The 24489-nt window shown below is 65.4% G+C and carries 23 protein-coding genes and 1 riboswitch; of the genes, 19 read left to right on the top strand and 4 right to left on the bottom strand.

Translation table 11 applies throughout. The features are described from left to right. Positions 1-42 precede the first annotated feature (42 nt). Positions 43-115, bottom strand: a riboswitch (S-adenosyl-L-homocysteine riboswitch). Positions 116-237: 122 nt separating this feature from the next. Next, positions 238-1839: a peptide chain release factor 3 gene (locus M8A51_RS03325; protein WP_251776707.1), complete on the top strand. Its 1602-nt coding sequence runs from the start codon at positions 238-240 to the stop codon at positions 1837-1839. 1 nt (position 1840) lies between these two features. Continuing rightward, on the top strand, positions 1841-2620 hold the full coding sequence (locus tag M8A51_RS03330; RefSeq protein ID WP_251776708.1) for an HAD family hydrolase: 780 nt from the start codon (positions 1841-1843) through the stop codon (positions 2618-2620). 54 nt (positions 2621-2674) lie between these two features. Here M8A51_RS03330 and metK read toward each other — a convergent pair whose 3' ends face one another. Then, positions 2675-3853: a methionine adenosyltransferase gene (metK, locus tag M8A51_RS03335; protein ID WP_251776709.1), complete on the bottom strand. Its 1179-nt coding sequence runs from the start codon at positions 3851-3853 to the stop codon at positions 2675-2677. A 180-nt stretch (positions 3854-4033) separates the two neighbouring features. Here metK and M8A51_RS03340 point away from each other — a divergent pair, with 180 nt between their 5' ends. Genes M8A51_RS03340 through M8A51_RS03365 form a run of 6 tightly spaced genes read left to right on the top strand, consistent with a single transcriptional unit; the run spans position 4034 to position 9504 of the window. Next, a complete protein-coding gene (locus M8A51_RS03340) occupies positions 4034-4915 on the top strand; it encodes a lysophospholipid acyltransferase family protein (protein WP_251776710.1) in 882 nt (293 codons plus the stop codon). 2 nt (positions 4916-4917) lie between these two features. Continuing rightward, positions 4918-5811: an LpxL/LpxP family acyltransferase gene (locus tag M8A51_RS03345; RefSeq protein WP_251776711.1), complete on the top strand. Its 894-nt coding sequence runs from the start codon at positions 4918-4920 to the stop codon at positions 5809-5811. 8 nt (positions 5812-5819) lie between these two features. Then, a complete protein-coding gene (gene dapF, locus M8A51_RS03350; protein WP_251776712.1) occupies positions 5820-6674 on the top strand; it encodes a diaminopimelate epimerase in 855 nt (284 codons plus the stop codon). A gap of 16 nt (positions 6675-6690) precedes the next feature. Then, on the top strand, positions 6691-7371 hold the full coding sequence (locus tag M8A51_RS03355; RefSeq protein ID WP_251776713.1) for a DUF484 family protein: 681 nt from the start codon (positions 6691-6693) through the stop codon (positions 7369-7371). A gap of 11 nt (positions 7372-7382) precedes the next feature. Beyond that, on the top strand, positions 7383-8300 hold the full coding sequence (xerC, locus tag M8A51_RS03360; RefSeq protein WP_368408518.1) for a tyrosine recombinase XerC: 918 nt from the start codon (positions 7383-7385) through the stop codon (positions 8298-8300). 16 nt (positions 8301-8316) lie between these two features. Next, on the top strand, positions 8317-9504 hold the full coding sequence (locus M8A51_RS03365; protein ID WP_251776714.1) for a class I SAM-dependent rRNA methyltransferase: 1188 nt from the start codon (positions 8317-8319) through the stop codon (positions 9502-9504). Here M8A51_RS03365 and lysA read toward each other — a convergent pair whose 3' ends face one another. Then, the gene (gene lysA / locus M8A51_RS03370; RefSeq protein ID WP_251776715.1) at positions 9505-10773 is read right to left on the bottom strand and encodes a diaminopimelate decarboxylase; all 1269 of its coding nucleotides are present in this window, start codon (positions 10771-10773) and stop codon (positions 9505-9507) included. It abuts the gene before it with no gap. Continuing rightward, positions 10770-10940: an LPS translocon maturation chaperone LptM gene (gene lptM, locus M8A51_RS26695; protein ID WP_407062198.1), complete on the bottom strand. Its 171-nt coding sequence runs from the start codon at positions 10938-10940 to the stop codon at positions 10770-10772. Before lptM ends, lysA begins: the two co-directional genes overlap by 4 nt. A gap of 47 nt (positions 10941-10987) precedes the next feature. On the opposite strand from lptM, the gene cyaY reads away from it, so the two are divergent. After that, complete coding sequence (gene cyaY / locus M8A51_RS03380) at positions 10988-11341, top strand: iron donor protein CyaY (protein ID WP_251776716.1); 354 nt, start codon at positions 10988-10990, stop codon at positions 11339-11341. A 9-nt stretch (positions 11342-11350) separates the two neighbouring features. Here the strand turns inward: cyaY and M8A51_RS03385 are convergent, their stop codons facing one another. Further along, positions 11351-13714 (bottom strand): penicillin-binding protein 1A, encoded by a 2364-nt coding sequence (locus tag M8A51_RS03385; protein ID WP_251776717.1) that lies wholly within the window; start codon positions 13712-13714, stop codon positions 11351-11353. Between the two features lie 269 nt (positions 13715-13983). On the opposite strand from M8A51_RS03385, the gene M8A51_RS03390 reads away from it, so the two are divergent. The 10 genes from M8A51_RS03390 (at position 13984) to M8A51_RS03435 (ending at position 24405) form a co-directional block, all read left to right on the top strand. After that, positions 13984-15063 (top strand): pilus assembly protein PilM, encoded by a 1080-nt coding sequence (locus M8A51_RS03390; protein ID WP_251776718.1) that lies wholly within the window; start codon positions 13984-13986, stop codon positions 15061-15063. Next, complete coding sequence (locus M8A51_RS03395) at positions 15060-15716, top strand: PilN domain-containing protein (RefSeq protein ID WP_251776719.1); 657 nt, start codon at positions 15060-15062, stop codon at positions 15714-15716. Before M8A51_RS03390 ends, M8A51_RS03395 begins: the two co-directional genes overlap by 4 nt. A 14-nt stretch (positions 15717-15730) precedes the next feature. Beyond that, positions 15731-16432, top strand: coding sequence for a type IV pilus inner membrane component PilO (locus M8A51_RS03400; RefSeq protein WP_251776720.1), 702 nt, complete (start codon positions 15731-15733; stop codon positions 16430-16432). 47 nt (positions 16433-16479) lie between these two features. Continuing rightward, positions 16480-16974, top strand: coding sequence for a pilus assembly protein PilP (locus M8A51_RS03405; protein ID WP_251776721.1), 495 nt, complete (start codon positions 16480-16482; stop codon positions 16972-16974). Continuing rightward, positions 16971-19124, top strand: a complete 2154-nt coding sequence (gene pilQ / locus M8A51_RS03410) for a type IV pilus secretin PilQ (RefSeq protein WP_407062206.1) — start codon at positions 16971-16973, stop codon at positions 19122-19124. Before M8A51_RS03405 ends, pilQ begins: the two co-directional genes overlap by 4 nt. A 24-nt stretch (positions 19125-19148) precedes the next feature. Then, the gene (locus M8A51_RS03415; protein WP_251776722.1) at positions 19149-19703 is read left to right on the top strand and encodes a shikimate kinase; all 555 of its coding nucleotides are present in this window, start codon (positions 19149-19151) and stop codon (positions 19701-19703) included. 71 nt (positions 19704-19774) lie between these two features. Further along, complete coding sequence (locus M8A51_RS03420) at positions 19775-21424, top strand: hypothetical protein (protein WP_251776723.1); 1650 nt, start codon at positions 19775-19777, stop codon at positions 21422-21424. 1 nt (position 21425) lies between these two features. Next, positions 21426-22529, top strand: coding sequence for a 3-dehydroquinate synthase (aroB, locus tag M8A51_RS03425; protein WP_251776724.1), 1104 nt, complete (start codon positions 21426-21428; stop codon positions 22527-22529). A gap of 13 nt (positions 22530-22542) precedes the next feature. Further along, positions 22543-23652 (top strand): deoxyguanosinetriphosphate triphosphohydrolase, encoded by a 1110-nt coding sequence (locus tag M8A51_RS03430; protein ID WP_251776725.1) that lies wholly within the window; start codon positions 22543-22545, stop codon positions 23650-23652. A 48-nt stretch (positions 23653-23700) separates the two neighbouring features. After that, positions 23701-24405, top strand: coding sequence for a transposase (locus M8A51_RS03435; protein ID WP_251776726.1), 705 nt, complete (start codon positions 23701-23703; stop codon positions 24403-24405). The last annotated feature ends 84 nt before the right edge of the window (positions 24406-24489 follow it).

Genomic DNA, 24489 nt, shown 5'->3' on the forward strand with positions numbered 1-24489 from the left:
CTCTGGGGGATTTCTTGGAAAAAACTCACCCGGCAGGACACATGCGGGTGAGCGCCGTTGCGATGGAAAGATTCCGAGCCTGGGGCCTGCTGGCCTTGCAACGCTCCTCGGAAGTCGGCAATTGTAGTCGGGCCGCGGCCCGGCCGCCAACCGACGGGCGGCAAACCCGGTAGCATTTCGCCTTTGCGCGTCGCCCCTCGACGCGCGCCGAGGCCGCCCGGCCCGCTGGAGCTTTTCGTGTCCTTCACCCCTGAAACGCGGCGCCGCCGCACCTTCGCGATCATTTCCCACCCCGACGCGGGCAAGACCACACTGACGGAAAAGCTGCTGCTGTTCTCCGGCGCCATCCACATTGCCGGCAGCGTGAAGGCGCGCAAGGCCTCGCGGCACGCCACGTCCGACTGGATGGAGATCGAGAAGCAGCGCGGCATCTCGGTCGCGAGCTCGGTGATGCAGATGCTGTACCGCGAGCACGTGATCAACCTGCTCGACACACCGGGCCACAAGGACTTCTCGGAAGACACTTATCGTGTGCTGACGGCGGTCGACTCGGCGCTGATGGTGATCGACGCGGCCAACGGCGTCGAAGCGCAGACCAAACGCCTGATCGAAGTGTGCCGCCAGCGCGACACGCCCATCCTCACCTTCGTCAACAAGATGGACCGCGAAGGCCGCGACCCGATCTCGCTGCTGGATGAGATCGAGGCCGAACTCGGCATGCCCTGCGTGCCGATGACCTGGCCGGTGGGGCAGGGCAAGGCGTTTGCAGGCATCGTCAACCTGCGCCAGCAGAACATGCGGCTGTTCAAGGCCGGCGCCGACCGCGTCACCGAGGACGAAGTCGTGCCGCTGTCGCAGGCCGACGCGCTGCGACAACGGTTCGGGCACGACTACGAACTGGCGGAGCAGAACATCGAGCTGTTGACCGAAGCCGCGCCGGCTTTCGACATGGAGGCCTTCCTGTCGGCCAAGCAGACACCGGTGTTCTTCGGCTCGGCGGTCAACAATTTCGGCGTGCAGGAAGTGCTCGATGCGTTGGTCGATCTGGCCCCGCCACCCGCGCCGCGCCAGACGACCACCCGCCTGGTGCAGCCGGACGAAGAGCAGTTCTCCGGCGTGGTGTTCAAGGTGCAGGCCAACATGGATCCGTCGCACCGAGATCGCATCGCGTTCGTGCGCGTCTACTCCGGCCGTTACACCCAGGGCATGAAGCTCAAGGTGCAGCGGACCTCCAAGGAGTTGCGTCCGACCAGCGTCGTCACCTTCCTGTCGCAGCGGCGCGAAGCGGTCGACGAAGCCTTTGCCGGCGACATCATCGGCTTCACGACGCACGGAGGCGTGCAGCTCGGCGACACCATCACCGAAGGCGAGTCCCTGCAGTACACCGGGCTGCCGTTCTTCGCGCCCGAGCTCTTCCAGGCCGTCGAGCTGGCCAACCCGATGAAAAGCAAGCAGTTGCAAGCCGGGTTGATGCAGCTCGGCGAGGAGGGCGCGATCCAGGTGTTCCGCCCACAGGAAGGCGGGGCGATGCTGCTGGGTGCCGTCGGCCAGTTGCAGTTCGAGGTGGTCCAGCACCGGCTGAAGGCCGAGTACAGCGTCGACGTGCGGCTGATGCCGTCGCGCTTCGTCGGCGCACGGTGGATCACCGCCGACACACCGGAGGAGTTGAAAAAATTCACCGACGCCAACGCCAGCAAGCTGGCGCTGGACGCTGCCGACACGCTGGCCTACCTGATGACCTCGCCCTACGACCTGCGCCTGACACAGGAGCGCTTCCCCAAGATCCACTTCCACCCGCTGCGCGAGCATGCGGGGCTGGTGCTGCAGAAGGCAGCCTGACATGTTGCCGCTGGCCGAGTGGCCGCTCGAGGCGCGCCGGGCCATCCGCGGCGTGTTCACCGACATCGACGACACGCTGACGACCGAGGGCGCGATCACCGAGGACGCGGTGCACGCCCTGGCCACCTTGCGCGACCTGGGCGTGATCGTCGTCCCGATCACCGGCCGGCCGATGGGGTGGTCCCAGCCCTTTGCGCGCAGCTGGCCGGTCGCCGCGATCGTTCCGGAGAACGGCGCGATGGCGCTGCTGCCCGACGGGCGTACCCTTTACATGCAGGACCAGGCGACGCGCAGCCGCAATGCCGCGAGACTCGCGCAGGTGGCGCAACGGGTGCTGGACGAGGTGCCCGGTGCGACACTGGCGCGCGACAGCGCCGGCCGCGTGACCGACATCGCGGTCGACCACAGCGAGTTCGCACACCTGCCGCCGCAGCGCATCGAACAGATCGTCGCGTTGATGCGCTCAGAGGGCATGGTCGCGACGGTCAGTTCCATCCACATCAACGGCTGGTTCGGCGAGCACGACAAGCTGAGCGGCGCGCGCTGGGTGGTGCGCGAACTCTATGGCCGCGACCTCGACGCCGAGATCGAGCAGTGGGTCTATGTAGGAGATTCCACCAACGACCAGCTGATGTTCGATCACTTCGCGAACAGCATCGGCGTCGCGAACATCGAGCGGTTCCTGCCGCAGTTGCGCCACCGGCCGCGCTATGTCACCCGCGGCGAACGCGGCGCCGGCTTTGCCGAGGTGGCACGCGCACTGAGGGACGCCAAGAAATGAAAAAGCCGCCGCGGCCTGGCGTCGCGGCGGCTCTGGTGGCCGGCCTGGCCGGGCTCAGCGTCCTGCAGCGGCCCGCAGCGCAGCCGCCTTGTCGGTCTTTTCCCAGGAAAACTCGGGCTCCTCGCGCCCGAAGTGCCCGTACGCCGCCGTCTTGCAATAGATCGGGCGCAGCAGGTCGAGCATCTGGATGATGCCCTTGGGCCGCAGGTCGAAGTACTCCTGCACCAGTTCGGCAATCTTGGCGTCAGGAATGACGCCGGTGCCTTCGGTGTACACGGTCACGTTCATCGGGCGGGCCACGCCGATGGCATAGGCGACCTGGATCTGGCACTGACGCGCCAGGCCGGCCGCGACCACGTTCTTCGCCACGTAGCGCGCGGCGTAGGCTGCCGAGCGGTCGACCTTCGTCGGGTCCTTGCCCGAGAACGCGCCGCCCCCGTGCGGGCAGGCACCGCCATAGGTGTCGACGATGATCTTGCGGCCGGTCAGGCCGCAATCGCCCTGCGGGCCGCCGATGACGAAGCGCCCGGTGGGGTTGATCAGGTACTTCGTTTCCTTCAGCCACTCCTTGGGCAGCACCGGCTTGATGATTTCCTCGATCACCGCCTCGATGAACTCCGGCTTCATCTTCGCGCCGTCGCTCATCTCGGGCGAGTGTTGGCTCGACAGCACGACGGTGTCGATGCTGTGCGGGCGGCCGTCGACGTAACGCATCGTGACCTGGCTTTTCGCGTCGGGGCGCAGGAAGGGCAGCCGACCGTCCTTGCGCAACTGCGCCTGGCGCTCGACCAGCCGGTGTGCGTAATAGATCGGCGCGGGCATCAGCTCCGGTGTTTCGTCGCAGGCGTAGCCGAACATCAGGCCCTGGTCGCCGGCGCCGGTGTTCAGGTGGTCGTCCGAGGCGTGGTCGACGCCCTGGGCGATGTCATTGCTCTGCTTGTCGTAGGCGACCAGCACCGCGCAGCCCTTGTAGTCGATGCCGTACTCGGTGTTGTCGTAGCCGATACGCTTGATGGTGTCGCGCGCGACCTGGATGTAGTCGACGTGCGCGTTGGTCGTGATTTCGCCGGCCAACACCACGAGCCCGGTGTTGCACAGCGTTTCAGCGGCCACCCGCGAGCGGGGGTCCTGCTCGAAGATGGCATCGAGGATGGCGTCGGAAATCTGGTCGGCCACCTTGTCGGGGTGGCCCTCCGAGACCGATTCGGAAGTGAAGAGAAAGTCGTTCGCCACAGTGGTGACTCCAAACAATAAGACCCTGACCTGCGTTTGCCGGCCCGGGTCCTTTGGAGGTGCGGCGAACGCTTTAGCGGCATTTGTCGGACTCACGTCCTGCAGGGGCTCGCTATGCTTCGCACCTGCGTCGCCCCGCAAGTTGTTCCTTAAACCGGCGACCACGCGATTATAGAAAAGATGCTTACGCTGTTTCGCCTGTTGTCTTGGTGGCCCTTGTGGCTTCTGCACGCCCTGGGGGCGGCGTTGGGGTGGCTGACCTGGGCGCTGTCGCCCAGCTATCGCCGCCGGCTGCGCGATAACGCTGCCCAGGCAGGCGTGAGCCGGCGTGACGCGCGCGCGTCCGTGGCGGCCGCCGGCCGCATGGCGATGGAGCTGCCCTGGCTGTGGATGCGCCCCGAACAGTGCCCGCTGGGCGACAAGGTGCGCTGGCAGGGCGGGGAGTGCGTCGACGAGGCGCACCGTCGCGGCAAGGGGATCCTGTTCCTCACGCCGCACCTGGGCTGCTTCGAGGTTGCCGCACAGGGCTATGTCGAGCGCTACGCTGCCGAGCGCAGGCCGGTCACGGTGCTTTACCGGCCGCCGCGCAAGGCCGCGATCCGGCCTCTCGTCGAGACGGCACGCCGGCGGCCGGGGCTGGCGACCGCGCCGGCCTCGCTGGCAGGGGTGCGGCAGATGATCCGCGCGCTGCGCCAGGGGGAAGCCGTCGGCCTGCTGCCCGACCAAGTGCCGCCGCAGGGCATGGGCGTGTGGGCACCGTTCTTCGGCCGGCCGGCCTACACGATGACGCTCGCGGCGCGGCTGGCGCAGCAAACCGGTGCCAGCATCGTGCTCGTGTGGGGCGAGCGCCTGCGCCATGGTGCGGGCTACGTGGTGCATGCAGCCCCTTTTGACCAGCCGCTGCCCGATATGTCGGCCGATCAAGGACAATCGGCCGCCGCTGCCATCAACCGAGCCATGGAACGATTGATCCTGCAATGCCCCGGGCAGTACCTGTGGGGCTATCACCGCTACAAGCAACCGCGCCGCGAACGGGCGCCGGCCGCCGGGGAGCCAGGCTGAGCATGGGGTCCCGGCTGGCTGTTGCGCTGTTGTGGGTGCTGCACTGGCTGCCGTTGCCGGCGCTGGCCGCGCTCGGCCGTGTCGTCGGCCGCGTGCTCTACCGGCTGGCGCGCTCGCGCCGGCGCATCGCTGCGCGCAACCTGGAACTGTGCTTTCCGCAGATGCCTGCACCAGAGCGCGAGGCGCTGGCGCGCGAGCACTTCCAGTGGTTGGCGCGCAGCCTGCTCGAGCGGTCGCTGCTGTGGTATGCCAGCGAGAACCGTTTGCGCCGGCTGATCCACGTGGAGGGTGACGTGAGCTTCGCCGATCGCAGTGATCGTCCGGTGATGTTTCTCGTGCCCCATTTCATGGCGCTGGACGTGGCGGGCGTGGCCGAGCAGCTGCACGTGCAACGCATGGTCGCCTCCATCTACCAGACCCAGAGCGACAAGGTGTTCGACGGCGTGGTGCGCCGCGGGCGCATGCGTTTCGGCCGCGCCGAGCTGTTTTCGCGCAAGGAGTCGGCCAGGCCGCTGATGCGTTGCATCAAGCAGGGCCACGCCTTCTTCAACCTGCCTGACATGGACTTCGGCCGCAAGGATTCGGCCTTCGTCCCGTTCTTTGGTGTGTCGGCGTCGACATTGCTGGCGCCGTCGCGCATGGCCCGTGCGCTCGGCATGGTGGTGCAGCCCATCGTCGGCGAGATCCTGCCCGGCGGGCAGGGCTACCGCGTGCGCTTTCTCGAGCCGTGGCAACACTTCCCGACCGACAACGCCGAGGCCGACGCGTTGGCAATGAACCAGTGGATCGAGTCCGAGATCCGGCGCAACCCGGCTCAGTACCTGTGGGTGCACAAGCGCTTCAAGACGCGGCCGGCCGGAGAGCGCTCTGTCTACGCGCGAGCGGCGGCGCGATAATCGCGGCCATGAAGCTGCGCTTTACCAAGATGCAAGGGGCGGGCAACGACTTCGTCGTGCTCGACGCCACGCGCAAGTCGCTGGCGCTGTCGCCTGAGCAGTACCGCGCGCTGGCCGACCGCCGCTTCGGTGTCGGCGCCGATCAAATCCTGATCGTCGGGCCGGCACCCGCGCCGGGCGTGGACTTCAGCTACCGCATCGTCAACGCCGATGGCGGCGAGGTCGAGCAGTGCGGCAACGGCGCGCGCTGCTTCGCGAAGTTCGTGCGCGACCACGGCCTGAGCGACAAGGACGCGATACGCGTGCAGACACTGTCCGGCGTCATCGAGCCGCGCCTGCAGCCCGATGGCCGTGTGACGGTCGATATGGGCGAGCCGGTGTTCGAGCCGGCGCGCATCCCTTTCGACCCCCACGGGTTGCAGGCCCGGCCGGCCGGCGGTCACGAGCAGTGGCCGCTCGAGCTGGGCGGCACCACCACGGTGATGGTGGCTGTCGCGTCGATGGGCAACCCCCACGCCGTGCAGCGGGTCGACAACGTCGACACGGCGCCGGTGGCCGAGCAAGGTCCGCTGATCGAAGCGCACCCGCGTTTCCCACGCCGGGTGAATGCCGGCTTCATGCAGGTGTTGTCGCGTGATCACATTCGCCTGCGGGTGTACGAGCGCGGGGCAGGCGAAACGCTGGCCTGCGGCACCGGAGCCTGCGCGGCGGTCGTCATCGGCATCCGGCAGGGCTGGCTCGATGCTCGCGTCGACGTCGACACCCGCGGCGGGCGGCTGAGCATCGAATGGAACGGCGCCGGCACACCGGTGCTGATGACCGGCCCGGCCGTCAGCGTCTTCGAAGGCGAGATCGAGGTATGACAACAGACTCCACACCATGACCATCCAAGGCATCACCGAAGACGACATCGCGAACTTTCTCGCACAGACGCCGGGCTTTTTCGAGCGCCACGCCGAGCTGCTGGCGACCATCCAGCTCACCAGCCCGCACGGTCAGCGTGCCGTCTCGCTGCAGGAGCGGCAGATGGAAATGCTGCGCGAGAAGATCAAGGGGCTGGAGCTGAAGATCATCGAGATGATCCGCTACGGCCAGGAGAACGTAGCGATCGCCGACAAGCTGCACCGCTGGACACGTGCCGTCATGCTCACCGCCGACCCGGCGCAGGTGCCTGCCCTGATGGCCGACGAACTGAAGAACCAGTTCCTGATCCCGCAGGCCTGCGTGCGTGTCTGGGGCGTCAAGCCCGAGTACGCCGAGCAGTCCTTCGCGCAGGGCGTGAAGGACGACACCAAGTCCTTCGCGACCAGCCTGACGATGCCGTACTGCGGCGTCAATTCCGGGTTCGAGCCGGTCAGTTGGCTGGACGACCCTGCGACCGTGATGTCGCTTGCGCTGATTCCGCTGCGTCATGGTGTCTCGTCGCCGGCCTTCGGCCTGCTGGTGCTCGGCTCGCCCGATCCGACGCGCTACACCGCCGACATGGGCACCGAGTTCCTGATGCGTGTCGGCGAGCTGGCGAGTGCCGGCCTCGCACGGCTGGTGCCTGCCGCAGGTTGAACGGGACCGGCGTGCACGCGCAGATCGAGCGGTACCTGGAGCATCTGCGCGTCGAGCGGCGCATGGCCGAGCTGACGCTCGACACCTACGCTCGCGACCTGCGCACCCTGCAGGACCTGGTCGACGAGGCCCGGCTCGCCCTCGAGGCGGTGCAGATGCACCACGTGCGCCGCTGGTCGGCCACGTTGCACGGGCGCGGTCGCTCGGGTCGAACGCTGGCGCGCACCCTCAGTGCGTGGCGCGGGCTGTACCGCTGGCTCGGCCGCCAGGGCGTGGTGAAGCTGAACCCGGTCGAGGGCGTGCGCGCGCCGAAGGCGCCCCAGGCTTTGCCCAAGGCCTTGTCGGTCGAACAATCGATGCAGCTCGCTGATCTCCAGCATGGCGACGCCGACCCGGCGCTCGAGGCGCGCGACCAATGCATCGTCGAACTGCTCTATGGCTGCGGTTTGCGCATCAGCGAGCTGGTCGGGCTCGACGCGATCGCCGGTGCCACGGCGCGCGGCTGGGTCGATCTGGCGGCCGGCGAAGCGCAGGTGCTGGGCAAGGGCGGCAAGCGTCGCAGCGTGCCGATCGGCACCGCCGCGGCGCAGGCTCTGCGGGTGTGGCTGGAGCGGCGATCGCAATTCGTCAAGCTCGATGCGGCGCCGCTGTTCCTCAGCGCGCGTGGCACGCGCCTGACGCCGCAGCAGATTCGCCTTCGATTGAAGCAACGCGCGCTGCTGGCCGGTGTGCCGACGCACGTGCATCCCCACATGCTGCGGCACTCGTTCGCCTCGCACCTGCTGCAGTCGAGCGGCGACCTGAGGGCAGTGCAGGAGCTGCTCGGCCACGCCAACATCTCGACCACGCAGGTGTACACCAAGCTCGACTTCCAGCACCTCGCGAAGGTCTACGACGCGGCCCACCCGCGCGCCAAGCGCAACACCTGATCCCTCTGTTCCCTGTATGAAAGTCATCACACTGCGCGAAGGCAAGGAGCGGTCGCTGCTGCGCCACCACCCCTGGGTGTTCCAGGGCAGCATCGCCAACGGCAAGGCCGACGCCGGCGAAACAGTGCGCGTGCAAGCCGACGACGGGCGGTTCCTCGCATGGGCGTCGTTCAGCCCGACCTCGATGATCCGTGTGCGGGCATGGAGTTTCGACGAGTCCGAGCGCATCGACGCGAGCTTCTTCGAGCGCCGCATCGCGCAGGCGCTCGCGATGCGTGCGCGGCTGCCGGTGGCGAGCGACGCGGTGCGGCTGATCCATGGCGAGGCCGACGGCCTGCCGGGCCTCATCGTCGACCGCTACGGCGAGACCTTGAGTGCGCAATTCCTGTCTGCCGGCACCGAGCGCTGGAAGGCAACGATCGCCGACCTGCTGCTGGCGGCCACCGGCTTGTCCCGGCTGTACGAGCGCTCCGACTCCGGCGTGCGCTCGCTCGAAGGCCTGCCGGCCGCCACGGGCTGGCTGCGCGGCGGCGGCAGCACCGCGGTGACGATCCGCGAGCACGAGTGGCAGCTCACGCTGGACGTGGCCGAGGGGCACAAGACCGGCTTCTATCTCGACCAGCGCGACAACCGCAAGCTGTTCGCCGACACCGTGCGGCACTTCGGCTTTCAGCGTGTGCTCAACTGCTACTGCTATACCGGCGGTTTCAGCATCGCCGCGCTGTCGGGCGGCGCGCGGCAGGTCGTCAGCGTCGATTCGTCCGCCCCCGCGTTGGTGCGCGCATCGGCGCATGTCGCGCTGAACGGCTTCGATGCCGGCCGGCACGAGGCGCTCGATGCCGACGTGAACGACAGCCTGCGGCGCTATCTGAAGGAAGGGCGCAGCTTCGACGCGATCGTGCTCGACCCGCCGAAGTTCGCGCCGACGGCCGCCCATGCCGAGCGGGCTGCGCGTGCCTACAAGGACATCAACCGGCTCGCCTTCAAGCTGCTGGAGCCGGGCGGCGTGTTGTTCACGTTCTCGTGCTCGGGCGGTATCGGCGCCGAGCTGTTCCACAAGATCGTCGCGGGCGCCGGGCTGGATGCCGGAGTCGACGGCTTCATCTACTCGCGGCTGGGCGCTGCGCCGGACCACCCGATGACCATCACCTTCCCCGAAGGCGAATACCTGAAAGGGCTGGTGGTGCTGAAGCGCGCCGCCTGATCAATCGATCAGGCGCTCGCCGCGGAACAGCTCCGACGGCTGTTCGCGATCGCGGACCAGGTGGGCCTGGCCGCCGACCACCATCACCTCGGCGGCACGGCCACGGGTGTTGTAGTTGCTGGCCATGCTCATGCAGTAGGCGCCGGCCGACAGCACGGCCACGCGATCACCGGGTTCGACGGCGAGCGCGCGGTCGCGTCCGAGCCAGTCGCCCGACTCGCACACCGGGCCGACGACGTCGTAGACCGTCGCACCGTGCCCGCGCAGCCGGCAGGCTTCAATGCGCATGAAGGCTTCGTACATCGCCGGGCGCATCAGGTCGTTCATCGCGGCATCGACGATGCAGAAATTCTTCGCCTCGCCGGGTTTCAGGTACAGCACCTCCGATACCAGCACGCCGGCGTTGCCCACCAGCGAACGCCCAGGCTCGACCATCAGCATGCGGTGGCCGTGCCCGCGAGCATCGATACGCTGCAGCAGTTGCGCGAGCAGAGCGTCGGCCGCTGGCGGTTGCTCGTCGGTATAGACGATGCCCAGTCCCCCGCCGAGGTCCAGATGGTGCAGCGCGATCCCGGCGGCTTCGATCGACTCGACCAGATCGAGTACCCGGTCGAGCGCATCGAGATAAGGCCCGGAAGTGGTGATCTGCGAGCCGATATGGCAATCGATGCCGGCCACTTCGAGACCCGGCAACTCGGTCGCGCGCCGATAGGCCGCAAGCGCCTGGTCGTGCGCGATGCCGAACTTGTTGCCCTTCAGCCCGGTCGAGATATAGGCGTGTGTCTGCGCGTCGACGTCCGGGTTCACGCGCAAGCTGATGCGCGCGGTACGTCGGGCGTCCACTGCCGCCTGCGACAACACCTCGAGCTCGGCTTCGCTCTCCACGTTGAAGCACAGCACGCCGGCGTCGAGCGCCCGGTGCATCTCGGCGCGCGTCTTGCCGACGCCCGAGAAGACGACCTTGTCCGCGTCGGCGCCAGCAGCGAGTACGCGCTCCAGTTCGCCGCCGGAGACGATGTCGAACCCGCACCCGGCGCGCGCGAACGTCTGCAGCACCGCCAGATTGGAGTTGGCCTTCATCGCGTAGCAGACGAGATGCGGCCGGCCGGCGAGCCCCCGCTGGTAAGGCGCCAGTGCAGCCAGCATCGCGGCCTGCGAATAGACGTACAAGGGCGTGCCGAAACGCTGCGCAAGCTCGTCGAGCGAGCAGTCTTCGAGGAACAGCTCCTTGCCCCGGTAGGCAAGGAAGGGAGAACCGGGCAAGCTCATCGGGGCGTGGCAGTGGAGGGTTGGGAGGCGGCAGGTTCCTGCGGCGGCGCACGCTTGGCGGGTGCGTTTCCAGGCAGGTAGAGCGGGCCCTTTTGCCCGCACGCCGATAGGCCTACCAGCAAGGCCATGCCGACGCCGGTGGCTAGAATCAAGGCCCGTTTTGACATTCCGCGATTCTAGGGTCTGCCGCGCAGGCCCCGACCAGGACCACGCCATGATGCTCGATCCGACGCCGCTTTCCGACAGCGAATACCACGCGAAAGCCGGCGCGGTGCTCGCCTCGATCGAAGCGCGTATCGATGAACTGTTGCAAGATGACGTCGTCGACATCGATGGCAGCCGTACCGGCGGTTTGCTGGAACTGACGCTGCCCAATGGCAGCAAGATCGTCATCAACACGCAACCGCCGCTGCACGAGATCTGGCTGGCGGCGCGTTCCGGCGGCTATCACTACAAGTACGTCGATGGTCGCTGGCTGGACACCAAGTCCGGCCGCGACTTCTTCGAAGTGTTGTCCGAATGTGCGAGCGAGCAGGCCGGGCGGCTGGTGAATTTCCCAGCGCCCTGAGCTGCCGCGTCAGTTCTTGAACAGGTCCAGGATACTGCGGCGCTCGTCCTCGGTGGGCATCGTCGGCAGTTGATCTTCCAGCCCGAGGCTCGCGACGCCGGCGCCCTGGGTGAATTCCTCGTAGAACCACTCGCCGCCGATGTTCGCAAGACCCGGCGGCGGCGACGGCTGCTGCACCGGGACACCCTTCAGCGCGTAGGCCATGTAGTCGATCCAGATCGGCAGCGCGAGGCCACCGCCCGTTTCGCGCGAGCCGAGCTTGCGCGGGTTGTCGTAGCCGATCCAGACGACGCTGACCAGACTGGGCTGGTAGCCGGCGAACCATGCATCGAGGGCGTCGTTGGTGGTGCCGGTCTTGCCGTAAAGGTCGGGCCGCTTGAGCGTCGCCTGGGCCTTGGCCGCGGTGCCGGAGCGCGTCACCTCCTGCAGGAGGCTGCTCATCACGAAGGCGTTGCGCGGGTCGATCGCGCGCGCCGATTCGTCGACGGGCGTCGGCGAGCGGTCGACCAGCACGGTGCCCTTGGTATCGGTCACGCGGGTCACGAGATGGGGGCTGACGCGATAGCCGCCATTGGCGAACACCGCGTAGGCCGAAGCCATCTGCAGCGGCGTGACCGAGCCGGAGCCGAGCGCCATCGTGAGGTAGGCCGGGTGCTTGTCGGCGTCGAAGCCGAAGTTGCGCGCCCATTCCTGGCCGTACGACGGGCCGATCGCCTGCAGCAGGCGGATCGACACCATGTTCTTGGACTTGGCCAACGCCCGCCGCATCGACATCGGCCCATCGAAGGTGCCATCGTAGTTCTTGGGTTCCCACGGCTGGCTGCCGGTGGTGCCGGCATCGAAGAACAGCGGTGCATCGTTGATCACTGTGGCGGGCGTGAAGCCTTTCTCCAGCGATGCCGAATAGATGAAGGGCTTGAAGCTCGAGCCAGGCTGCCGCCAGGCCTGCGTGACGTGGTTGAACTTGCTCTTTGCATAGTCGAAGCCACCGACCATCGCACGCACCGCGCCGGTGCGGGGGTCGAGCGATACCAAGGCGCCTTCGACCTCCGGCAGCTGTGTGATCGACCAGTTGCCCTTCGCGTCGCTGACCAGCCGGATCACGGCGCCCGGGCGGATCTTCACCTTCGGATTGGCGTTCTCCGACAACCCCGATTGGGCCGGACGCAAGCCGGTCCCGGTGATCGTGACGTCCTCGCCGTTCTGCAGCACGGCGAGGACCTTCTTCGGACTCACCTCGATGGCCACGGCCGCCCGGATCTCATCGTTGTCCGGATGGTCGACCAGCGCCTCCGCGATGCGCGCGTCGAGTTCGGCCGGATTCTTCGGCAGATCGACATAACCTTCGGGGCCGCGGTAGTGCTGGCGTCGCTCGTAGTCGATGATTCCGCTGCGCAGTGCCCGGTAAGCAGCGGTCTGGTCGCCGGTCTCGATCGTCGTGTAGACGTTCAGTCCGCGCGTATAGGCTTCCTCGCCATACTGGTTGTAGATCAGCTGCCGCGCCGTTTCAGCCACGTACTCTGCATGCACGGGCGGCGCGACGTTCTGGTGGTACTTCAGTTGCTCGGACAGCGCCGCGTCGTGCTGGGCCTGCGTGATGAAGCCGTTCTCGAGCATGCGCGAAATGATGTAGCGCTGCCGTACACCGGCCCGTTTGGGATTGACAACCGGGTTGTAGGCCGAAGGCGCCTTCGGCAGTCCTGCAAGCATGGCTGCTTCGGCGATCGTGATGTCTTTCAGCGGTTTACCGAAATAGGTTTCACTGGCGGCGGCGAACCCGTATGCCCGCTGGCCCAGATAGATCTGGTTCATGTAGAGCTCAAGGATCTGGTCCTTGCTGAGCAGGCTCTCGATCTTCAGTGCCAGCAACACCTCATAGATCTTGCGGGTGAAGGTGCGCTCGGTCGACAGGTAGAAGTTGCGCGCCACCTGCATCGTGATCGTCGACGCGCCCTGGCTGCGCGTTTCACCGAAGTTCCTCAGGCCCGCACGCACCACACCGAGGTAGTCGACCCCACTGTGTTCGTAGAAGCGGGCGTCCTCGATCGCGAGCACGGCCTGCTGCATGACCTTCGGGATGTTGCGGATCGGCACGAACTTGCGCCTCTCCTCGCCGTACTCACCGATCAGCACGCTGTCAGCCGAGTAGACCCGCATCGGCAGTTTCGGCCGGTAGTCCATCAGCCCACTGATCTCGGGCAGGTTCGGGTAGGCCACCGCGAGCGAGATCGCCGCGACCATCAAGACGCCGAAAGCGCCGGCAAGAGCCACGCCGAAGACCCAGGAGAGTCCTTTGAGCAGCCAGCGTGCCGAGGAGGGCAGGGAGTGGCCGGCACCGCCGCCTTTCGAGCGCGGGCGCGCAGAGTCTGTCATGTCGTTCCTATGAGGCACCACTCATTATAGAAATCGACTCATGGGGCAGTTTGGTTAAATCCCGTCGCATTTGGCAAGGTTTGACACGCCCAGTTTCAAAGCAACGGCGTGTCTCAGGGTTCACCCGAAATCGCGGTTTGAGGAGCCCTTTTTATGACTCGAAAGAAACGGCCAAACCGTGAAAAAATCTTTGTTGCACAAGGGGTTTACTGCTAGCATTGAAGTAACTTATTAACAATCCGGCGCACCTCTTGCGCGTTGGGGGACCCGTGAGTTTTCTTGACGTTTTGCTAGGCCGCAAGCACGCGCCGCTTGTCGGGCTCGACATCAGTTCGTCGAGTGTCAAGCTGGTCGAGTTGGCCCAAAGTACTTCGGGCGAGTACGTTGTCGAACGTTTCGCAACGGAAAGTTTCGAAAAGGGCTGGATCGCCGATGGGCAGATCGAGAAGTTCGACGAGGTGGCCGACGCCGTGCGGCGCGTGGTCGTCAAAAGCGGCACGCGTACCAAGCATGTCGCGATGGCCATGCCGCAGTCGGCCGTGATCACGAAGAAGATCATGCTGCCGGCCGGCTTGCGCGAGGAAGAACTGGAGATGCAGGTCGAATCCGAGGCCAACCAGTACATCCCCTTCTCGCTCGACGAAGTGAGCCTCGATTTCTGCGTGGTCGGGCCCAGCCCCACCTCCGTGGGCGACGTCGAAGTGCTGATCGCGGCGTCTCGCAAGGATCGGGTGCAGGATCGGCAGGGTCTGGCCGAGGCGGCCGGATTGAAGCCGGTGGTGCTGGACATCGAGTCTCATGCATCGCGCCTGGCGATGGGTCGGCTGGTGACCACGTTGCCGAACGAAGGCAAGGACTCGCTGGTTGCGCTGTTCGAGATCGGCGCCGAGACGACCAGCTTGAAGGTGCTGCGCGACGACGAACTCCTCTATGACCGCGACCAGGCCTTCGGCGGCTCGCAGTTGACGCAACTGATCTCTCGCCAGTACGGGTTCTCGTTCGAAGAGGCCGAACAGAAGAAGCTTGCCGGCGACCTGCCGGAAGACTACGAGCAGTCCATCTTGACGCCTTTCGTCGACAGCCTGTCTCAGGAGATCGGCCGCGCACTGCAGTACTTCTTCACGAGCACGCCTCACCACAAGGTGCACTACGTGATGCTCGCCGGCGGCAGCGCCGCGCTGCCCGGTCTGAAGGAACGCGTGACGGAGCAAACCGGTTTCGCGTCGATGGTCGTCAATCCCTTCGACGGCATGAAGCTCGGTTCCAGCGTGCGTGAGAGCAAGCTGCGCCGGGAGGCGCCGTCCTACCTGACGGCCTGTGGCCTCGCGATGCGGAGATTCCTCCAATGATTCTGATCAACCTGCTTCCCCACCGGGAAGAGAAGCGGCGACGCCGCAAGCAGGCGTTTTTTGCTGCGCTGGGCCTTTCGGCCGTTGCTGGCGCGCTGGTGGTCGGCGGCTGGTACACGGTGCTGCAGCAACTGATCTCCAACCAGCAGGAGCGCAACGCCTATCTGACCGCCGAGATCAAAAAACTCGACGAGCAGATCAAGGACATCGCGACGTTGCGCGCCGAGATCGACGCACTGAAGGCGCGTCAGCGCGCCGTGGAAGATCTGCAGACCGACCGCAACATGCCGGTGCATCTGTTGAACGAACTCGTCAAGCAGACCCCCGAGGGCGTGTACCTGAGCAACATCAAGCAGACCGGGCAGACCGTCACGGTCACCGGGGTTGCGCAGACGAACGAGCGTGTGTCTGAACTGCTGCGCAACACCGCGTACAACTCGCCGTGGCTGGAGCGCCCGGAGTTGGTGGAGATCAAGGCTGCCAATGTGCAAGCTGCGGACAAGCGCGGGCGTGAAGCCGAGCAGAGACGTCTGTTCGAATTCTCGATGCGCGTATCGCTGAAGCGCCCGCAGGACGCGGTCGCCAAGGACGGGGACGTTCCCGTCGCTCCGCCGGGAACGGGCGCCCGCGCTGTTCCCGCCAAGCAGTCTTGAACCGGAGCGCAGCCATGGCAAAAGCGGCCGTCAATATCAATCTGAGCGAGCTATCCGACGAGATCGCCTCGCAATTCCGTGGGCTCGACGCGAACGAGCCCGGCCAATGGCCTGTCCTGCCCAAAGCGCTCGCGTGGCTGGCGGCAGCGGTCGGCGTGGTGGTCCTCGGTTGGTTTCTCCTGCTTTCGGGTGAAGCCGACACTCTCGAGGCCGAGCGCAACAAGGAGCCCCAACTCAAGTCCAGCTATCGCAGCAAGTTGGCGCAGGCCGTCAACCTCGGCGAATTGCGCAAACAGCGCCTGCAGGTGCAAGAGTACGTCACGCAACTGGAGAAGCAGCTGCCTGGCAAGGCCGAGATGGATGCGTTGCTGTCCGACATCAACCAGGCAGGCCTGGGCCGTGGTCTGCAGTTCGAGCTGTTCAAGCCTGGGCAGGTCGTCGTGAAGGACTACTACGCCGAGCTGCCGATCTCGGTGAAGATTTCCGGCCGGTATCACGACATGGGAGCGTTCGCGGCTGACGTCGCCAACCTCTCACGCATCGTGACGCTGCACGAACTGAACATCGGGCGTCCCAAAGACAAGGATGCCGCTGTTGGGGCGCTGAGCCTCGAGGCAACGGCCCGCACCTATCGATATCTTGACCAGTCCGAGCTGGAGGCGCAGCGCGCGGCGAAGGCCGCTGCCGCCTCGAAGAAGGGGGGCAAGAACAAATGATCTCTATTCTGCACCGCAAGAGGGGGGCGCTGCTGACTGCTGCGTGCATGCTGCTGCTGGCTGGTTGCGAGAGCAACCAGCAGGAGCTGCAGGCATGGATGGAGCAGCAAAAGCGAGAGGTTCGTCCGAGCGTCACGCCGCTCGAACCGCCGAAGAAATTCGATCCTGAGGCGTACTCGGCGGCAGACGCCGTCGAGCCGTTCAGCGCGCAGAAACTGACGGTTGCGTTGAAGCAGGAAGCCCGGCAGCCGAGCTCGCTGCTGGCAAGCGAGTTGAACCGCCGTCGCGAGCCGCTCGAAGCCTATCCGCTCGACAGCATGTCGATGGTGGGAAGCGTCTCGCGCGAAGGGAGGCAGTTCGCACTGCTGAAGGTCGATCAGTTGTTGTACCAGGTCAAGGTGGGCGACTACCTGGGCCAGAACTACGGTCGTATCACCAAGATTACCGAGACGGAGGTCGCTCTCCGGGAGATCGTTCAGGACGCTGCGGGCGAGTGGATCGAGCGCACCAGCAGCCTCCAGCTTCAGGAGAACGCGCGATGAATGGCAAACAAGAGAACCGAACGATGAACTTCCTACGGGCCGTGACACTGGGGGTGTCTCTCCTCGCTATGCCGATGTGGGCGCAAGCGCAAAACGCCATTCAATCGATCAACAGTGCGCAGCAATCCGGTGCGCAAGTGGTGCGCATCGAACTTGCGCAGCCTCTGGCCGAGGTGCCGTCGGGATTCACCATCCAGGCGCCTCCACGCATTGCGATCGATCTGCCCGGCGTCGGCAACGCGATGGGGCGGTCGGCAATCGAGTTGAACCAGGGCAACCTGCGTTCGATCAACGTCGCGCAAGCCGGTGAGCGTACCCGGCTGGTGCTGAACCTGAAGCAGGCAGCCAATTACACCGCACAGTTGCAGGGCAAGACGCTGTTGCTGGTGATCGAGTCGCAAGGGCAGGTCGCTGCGGCGCCTCAGTCGAGCGAGCCGGTCCATTTCGCGGAAAGCGGCAACCAGACGCAGCAGGCATTGAAAGATATCGACTTCCGGCGGGGCCAGGACAGTGCCGGCCGAGTGGTCGTCGAACTCCCCAGCAATCAGGTGGGTGTCGACATTCGCCAACAAGGGCAGAGCCTGGTGGTCGAGTTCCTGCGGTCGACACTGCCGGAGAACCTGCGTCGCCGGCTCGATGTGACCGACTTCGGTACGCCGGTGCAATCGGTGTCGACGTCGCAAGTGGGCGACCGGGTTCGCATGGTCGTCGAGCCGCGAGGCAACTGGGAACACAGCGCCTACCAGAGCGATACTCAGTTCGTGCTCGAAGTCCGGCCAGTGAAGGAAGACCCGAACAAGCTCGTGCAGGGCCCAGGCTATCAGGGCGAAAAGCTGTCGCTGAACTTCCAGAACATCGAAGTGCGGGCGCTGCTGCAGGTCATCGCCGACTTCACGAACTTCAACGTTGTCACCAGCGACACCGTGACGGGCAACGTGACGCTGCGGCTCAAGGACGTTCCTTGGGATCAGGCACTCGACGTCATCTTGCAGGCCAAGGGCCTGGGAATGCGCAAGTCGGGCAACGTCTTGTGGATTGCGCCGAAGGACGAGATCACGGCCAAGGAGAAGCTCGACCTGGAAGCGAAGGCGCAGGTGGCCCAGCTCGAGCCCGTGCGCACCCAGTCGTTCCAGTTGAACTACACCAAGGCGGAAGAGGTGGCCAAGGGGTTGCTGGGCGAAGGGACGGGGTCGTCCAGCAAGGCCAAGCCCATCCTCACGCCGCGTGGCAGTGTGATTTTCGAAACGCGTACGAACCAGGTTTTCGTGACCGACATTCCGTCGAAGCTCGAAGAGATCCAGCAACTGATCGCGAAGATCGACATTCCTGTCCGGCAGGTGATGATCGAAGCGCGCATCGTCGAGGCAGACGACAAGTTCGGACGCCAGCTGGGCGTGAAGCTCGGCGCGGCGGACTTGCGCGGCATTCGAGGCGGCACGCCGGGCTGGGGTGTGGGCGGGAACAACCGGGTCTCCGTTACCGGTAACTACTTGGGCGTTGGCGAACAGACCGGGCAGGCCGAAATCACGGAAGAGAGCTACATCCCGAATACGCAGTTCATCAACCTGCCGGCTGGAGAGATCAATGGCCAGAATCCGGCGACGTTCGCCTTGTCATTGTTCAGCGCCACCGCGAACCGCTTCCTGAACCTTGAGTTGTCAGCCCTTGAAGCCGATGGCCGCGGCAAGATCGTGTCGAGCCCGCGCGTGATCACGGCCGACCAAGTCAAAGCCCTGATTGAACAAGGTACGGAATTGCCCTACCAGTCCGCGACTTCCAGTGGTGCAACGGCCATCCAGTTTCGCAAGGCCAACCTGAAGCTCGAGGTGACACCGCAGATCACCCCGGAAGGCAACATCATTCTCGACGTCGATGTCAATAAGGACAGCGTCGGCATCTCGACCCCCGCCGGCCTGGCCATCGACACGAAACACGTGAAGACGCAGGTACTGATCGAGAACGGCGGCACGGTGGTCATTGGCGGCATCTTCACGCAGGTCGAGCGCGACGAGACCTCCAAGGTGCCTTTCCTCGGCGATGTGCCGGTGCTCGGCTACCTGTTCAAGACCAAGGGCCGGACGGCGGACAAGAGCGAACTGCTCATCTTCCTGACGCCGCGGGTGATCTCTGACCGAAGTGCGGTCCGCTGATCGCTTGACCTCGGCGGATGGGTCGTGAAGTTGGCGCTCGTCGGCTTGCCTGGTTGCGGAAAGAGCACCATCGGCCGTCAGCTGTCGCATAGGCTCGCTTTGTCGTATGTTGACACTGACAACGAAATTGAAGCCGAAATCGGCATGCCGATTCGGGCTTACTTCGACCAGCATGGGGAGGAGGCTTTCCGTGACGTGGAGCAGTTTGTTCTCCAGCGCTTGTGCGAGCGCGGCGATATGGTCCTGGCCACCGGCGGAGGCGCGGTGTTGAGGGCCGCCAACCGAGCGGCTTTGAAGCGTGATTGCACGGTGGTCTACCTGCGCGCCAGTGCCGACGATCTATGGCGCCGTCTGCGGCACGACACCAAGCGGCCTCTGCTTCAGGTTTCGGATGGCCTGTCGCGACTGCGTCAGTTGGCGGAAGAGCGCGAGCCGCTCTATCGGCAGATCGCCGACATCGTCGTTGACACGGGTAAACCGTCCGTACGCACCATCATGAACATCATCGCGATGCAGGTGGAATTGGCGAACCCCAAGGCCGTTCCACCGCACCTCGGGATGGACGACAGCCCACCGTAGCGCAGCGGCGGGTCCACAAACGCATCACTCGGTGATGCCAACAACAAACGTGCAATCGAGGGAAACAGATCATGCGTGAAGTTCTTGTGCGTTCCAGCCAGGCCCTGATCTTGGTCATGGCGGGTGTTCTTGCAGCGTCCTGCGGCGGGGGCGGCGGTAGCGCCGGATCCCCTCCGTTCGCAAGCCCCGGAGCGGGCGATCCTGATTTCGGAGGCGGCAACGGGGGCAACGGCGGGGGGACGGGCCAGACAGGCGATGGGACGCGGCCCGAGCCGGATGCCACCGTCGTGCCTTCCAACGACGAAGTCCAGGGCACGGTGCTCAGTGCCTCGACCGGTGAACCGGTGTCTTCGGCGCAGGTTGCGTTCGGTGGCGTGAACGACACGACGAATGCCCAAGGCCGCTTCTCGGTGGCCGACCATCCCGCGACCAATCGGTTGATCATGGAGGTCGCCGCAAGCAACTACGAAACGACCTATCGCGTGACACGTGTGGTGAATGCGGTGCCTTCGCTGACGGTGTTCAAGCTCATCCCCTACGGAACGACGCAGACGATCGATGCTGCAGCCGGCGGAACAACGCAGGATCCTGCCTCGCCTTTGCGGGCCGTCGTCCCGGCGGGGGCTCTGGAGGACGGCGACGGAGTGGGTGCCACGGGCGACGTCGACCTGCGCGTGACGCGGATTGCGTTGGGGTCGGACAGCTATCTGCTGTCCGGTGACTACACGGACGGCAGCGCCAATGCTCTGGAGAGCTTTGGGGGAGCCGTTGTTTCGGTCGATCAGGATATCCAAGCCGTTGCCGGTGCGCAGATCGAGCTGCGCATCCCCGTCAGCACTCGCAGCAGTGCGAGCCCGGCGACGGCCAACCTGTATTACTTCGACCCTGCCACTGCTCGCTGGGTGCAGGAGGGTCAGGCCACGCTGACCGCGGGATCCCCCGCTTACTACACCGCAATCGTCGGCAGGTTTGGTCAATGGATGGTCGGGCAGCCGCTGACCGGTTCGGTGACCATCACCGGCTGTGTGGAGGACGATACCGGCGCTCCGGCGGCCAACGTCAGCCTTGCCGCAGAAGGTATCTCCTACAGCGGCGTCAATTACACGATGACCGACGCCCAGGGGCAGTTTTCCCTGACAGTGCGCCCCAACAGCGACCTCATCGTCTCGGGCAACCGCGGTGCGCATCAAACGAACGCCAGATCGGTGACGACCGCTTCTCAGAACATGAGTCTGACCGGCTGTCTTACGCTGCCGTCGACGGATGGAGCGACCGTGCGCCTGACGTGGGGCGAGAACCCCCGAGACATCGACTCGCACCTTCACGTCCCGGGCGGTGCCCACGTCTACTACGTGAACAAGGGGTCGCTCACGGCCGAACCTTTCGCCAGCCTGGACGTCGACGACACCAGCGGCTTTGGCCCTGAAGTGACCACCGTTCGCCGTCCCAAGGTGGGCATCTACCGCTTCTATCTGCACAACTACTCCGGAACTTTCAGCCCCGGCATGACCGGCTCCCCAACGCGGGTCGAACTGAACTACCTCGGTCGGGTGGTGGCTTTCAGCCCACCCTCGGGTGAGGGCTCGGCGCGCTACTGGCATCTCTTCGATCTTCGGATCGGCGAGAATTGCGAGATGACCTTGTATCGATACAACCGGTGGCGTGCAGATATTCCGGCCAATCCGAACACCGGAACGACAGCGCAGGCGTGCACTCCCTGAGATGGAAGAAGCGTCGGCGACTTGTGAAGTCCGGGTCCAGCTTGGCGACCGCGACTACCCGATACGCATCGGCTCGGGCCTGCTGAGCAGGCCCGAGAGCTACGACGCCGTTCCTCGGGGCGGCGTTGCTGTGGTCGTGACCAACACGAGCGTCGCGCCGTTGTATGCATCGAGTGTCGCGCGCGCGGTGTCCGCTCGGCATGTTCGGGTCCTGCGTGTCGAACTGCCGGACGGCGAAGAGCACAAGAACTGGCTGACGCTCAACACGATCTTCGATGCACTGCTCACCAACGGGTGCGATCGAAAGACCGTCCTCTACGCCCTCGGCGGCGGCGTCGTCGGCGATATGACGGGATTCGCTGCCGCCTGCTACATGCGCGGCGTGCCTTTCGTGCAGGTTCCGACCACGCTGCTGGCGCAGGTCGACTCGTCGGTCGGCGGCAAGACCGCGATCAACCACCCGCTCGGCAAGAACATGATCGGGGCGTTCTACCAGCCCCAACTGGTCGTCGCCGATCTCGACGTGCTGGACACGCTGCCGGAGCGCGAGCTGTCGGCCGGTCTGGCCGAGGTGATCAAGTACGGGCCGATCGCCGATGCCGCGTTCCTGGCGTGGATCGAGGACAACCTCGATGCACTGCTGGCACGCGACAAGGCGGCATTGGCGCATGCCGTGAAGCGGTCCTGCGAGATCAAGGCCTGGGTGGTGGGGCAGGACGAACGGGAAAGCGGTCTGCGCGCGATCCTCAACTTTGGCCACACCTTCGGGCACGCCATCGAGGCCGGGCTGGGCTATGGCGCTTGGCTGCATGGCGAGGCGGTCGGCTGCGGCATGGTGATGGCCAGCGAGCTTTCGGCACAACTCGGCCTGATGCCGGCAAGTTTTGTCGACCGTATGCACCGAGTGATCGAGCGCGCAAAGCTGCCTGTGCAAGGGCCGGCGACGCTGAGCGGCGACCGCTACCTCGAACTGATGCGGGTGGACAAGAAGGCCGAGGATGGCGAGATTCGATTTGTCGTCATCGAGAGCCTGGGGCAGGCCGGCATGCGGCCGGCGTCAGACGAACTGGTGGCCCGTGTGATCGAGGCTCACTCCGCGCGCTGACGCGTTGTTCGCCATGCTCGCGCCCTACGCCTGCAGGCCGGAGCATTCCAGGGGGCGCAGCTACCCCGAAGCGGAAGCACCGACTCGCAACGCCTTCCAGCGGGATCGCGACCGCATCGTGCACAGCACGGCTTTTCGCCGGCTGGTGTACAAGACCCAGGTGTTCCTGAATCATGAAGGCGACCTGTTCCGTACCCGACTGACCCACTCGCTCGAGGTGGCCCAGCTTGGCCGGTCGATCGCCCGAACGCTGGGCCTGCACGAAGACCTGGTCGAGGCAATCGCCCTCGCGCACGACCTGGGCCACACGCCTTTCGGGCATGCCGGGCAGGACGCACTGCATGAATGCATGCGTGAGCATGGTGGCTTCGAGCACAACCTGCAGAGCCTGAGGGTGATCGACCGCCTCGAGGAGCGTTATCCGTCCTTCGACGGCTTGAACCTCAGCTTCGAGACGCGTGAAGGCATCCTCAAACACTGCTCGCTGGACAATGCGCGCCGATTGGGTGACGTCGGGCAGCGCTTTATCGAGCGCACGCAACCCAGCCTTGAAGCCCAACTGTGCAACCTGGCTGACGAGATTGCCTACAGCGCGCACGACATCGACGATGGCGTACGCTCGGGCCTGTTGACGCTGGAGCAGCTCGACGGCGTCGGGCTGTTTGCTCGCTACCGCGCGCATGTGTGTGTCGAGCATCCGGCGCTCGCGGGGCGGCGCGTGCTGTTCGAGGCAATACGACGCATGCTGTCCGACCAGGTCTACGACGTGATTGCAGCCACCCGGCACGAGCTCGAGAAGCACCGTCCGCAGACCGCGGACGAGGCGCGTCTGATGCCGCCACTGGTGCGCTTCACGGAGACGATGCGTGCGGAGGTGGCCGAGCTCAAGCGATTCCTGCGTCAGCATCTGTACCGCCACCCGCAAGTCGTCGAAACCACGGATCGCGGCAAGCAGGTCGTGCGCGAGCTGTTCGCGGCGTATGTCGAGCGCCCAGCCGAGATGCCGCAAGACTACGCCGCCGCGGGTGACCGACACCGGGCCGTCGCTGACTACATCGCGGGGATGACCGATCGCTTTGCCATTCGTGAACACGCTCGGCTGACCGGGCGAGCGCTTTTCTGAGCCGTCGGCAGCTAAAATGGGGTCAGAGTAATTCCGCCCTGACCATACATGGCACGCCTGCCCCGTCTGACAGTTCCTGGCCATCCCCATCTGATCGTCCAACGCGGACACAACCGCCAGACCGTCTTCGAGACGGAGGCTGATTACCGGACCTTCCTGGACACCCTGCGCGAATATGCGGTGACGTATGGCCTCTCCGTCCATGCCTACGCGTTGCTTCCGGCCGAGGTGCTTCTGCTGGCCACACCCCTCGACAACCAGGCCTTGAGCCGGACGATGCAGTCGCTCGGGCGCCGCTATGTCGCCTGGTACAACCGCCGACACGGCAGGACCGGTGCGCTGTGGGAAGGGCGGTTCCGTGCCGGGCTCATCGAGGCCAGGTCCGCGTGGCTGGCGTGCACCGTGTTCGTCGAAGCCGCGCCCCAACGGCGGGGTCATGCGGCGCACGCCGAGCACTGGCATTGGTCGAGTTTCCCGCACCACAGCGGCCGGCGGGTCGATCCGGTCGTCGTCGAGCATGCACTCTGGTGGGAGCTCGGCAACACGCCCTTCGACCGGGAGGCGGCTTACCGGCAGCGCTTCGAGCAGGGGCTGAGCGCTGCTGAAACCCAACGTATCGAAGACGCCGCCACGAGGGGGTGGGCGCTGGGTTCCGGCGCCTTCCTTGCCGGGTTGAGTCGGCAGATCGCTCGGCCACTGACGCCCCGGCCAAGGGGGCGTCCCCGGAAAACCAAGGAATCCGTCCCCATTTAATATGCATCACAATGGTGCATCGATTTAGATTAGTTCCGACCCCATTTATTCCGGCTTGACATGACCTGATGCATAAGTATCCTC

Source organism: Caldimonas mangrovi (assembly GCF_023721835.1).
GTDB classification, from domain to species: domain Bacteria; phylum Pseudomonadota; class Gammaproteobacteria; order Burkholderiales; family Burkholderiaceae_C; genus Caldimonas; species Caldimonas mangrovi.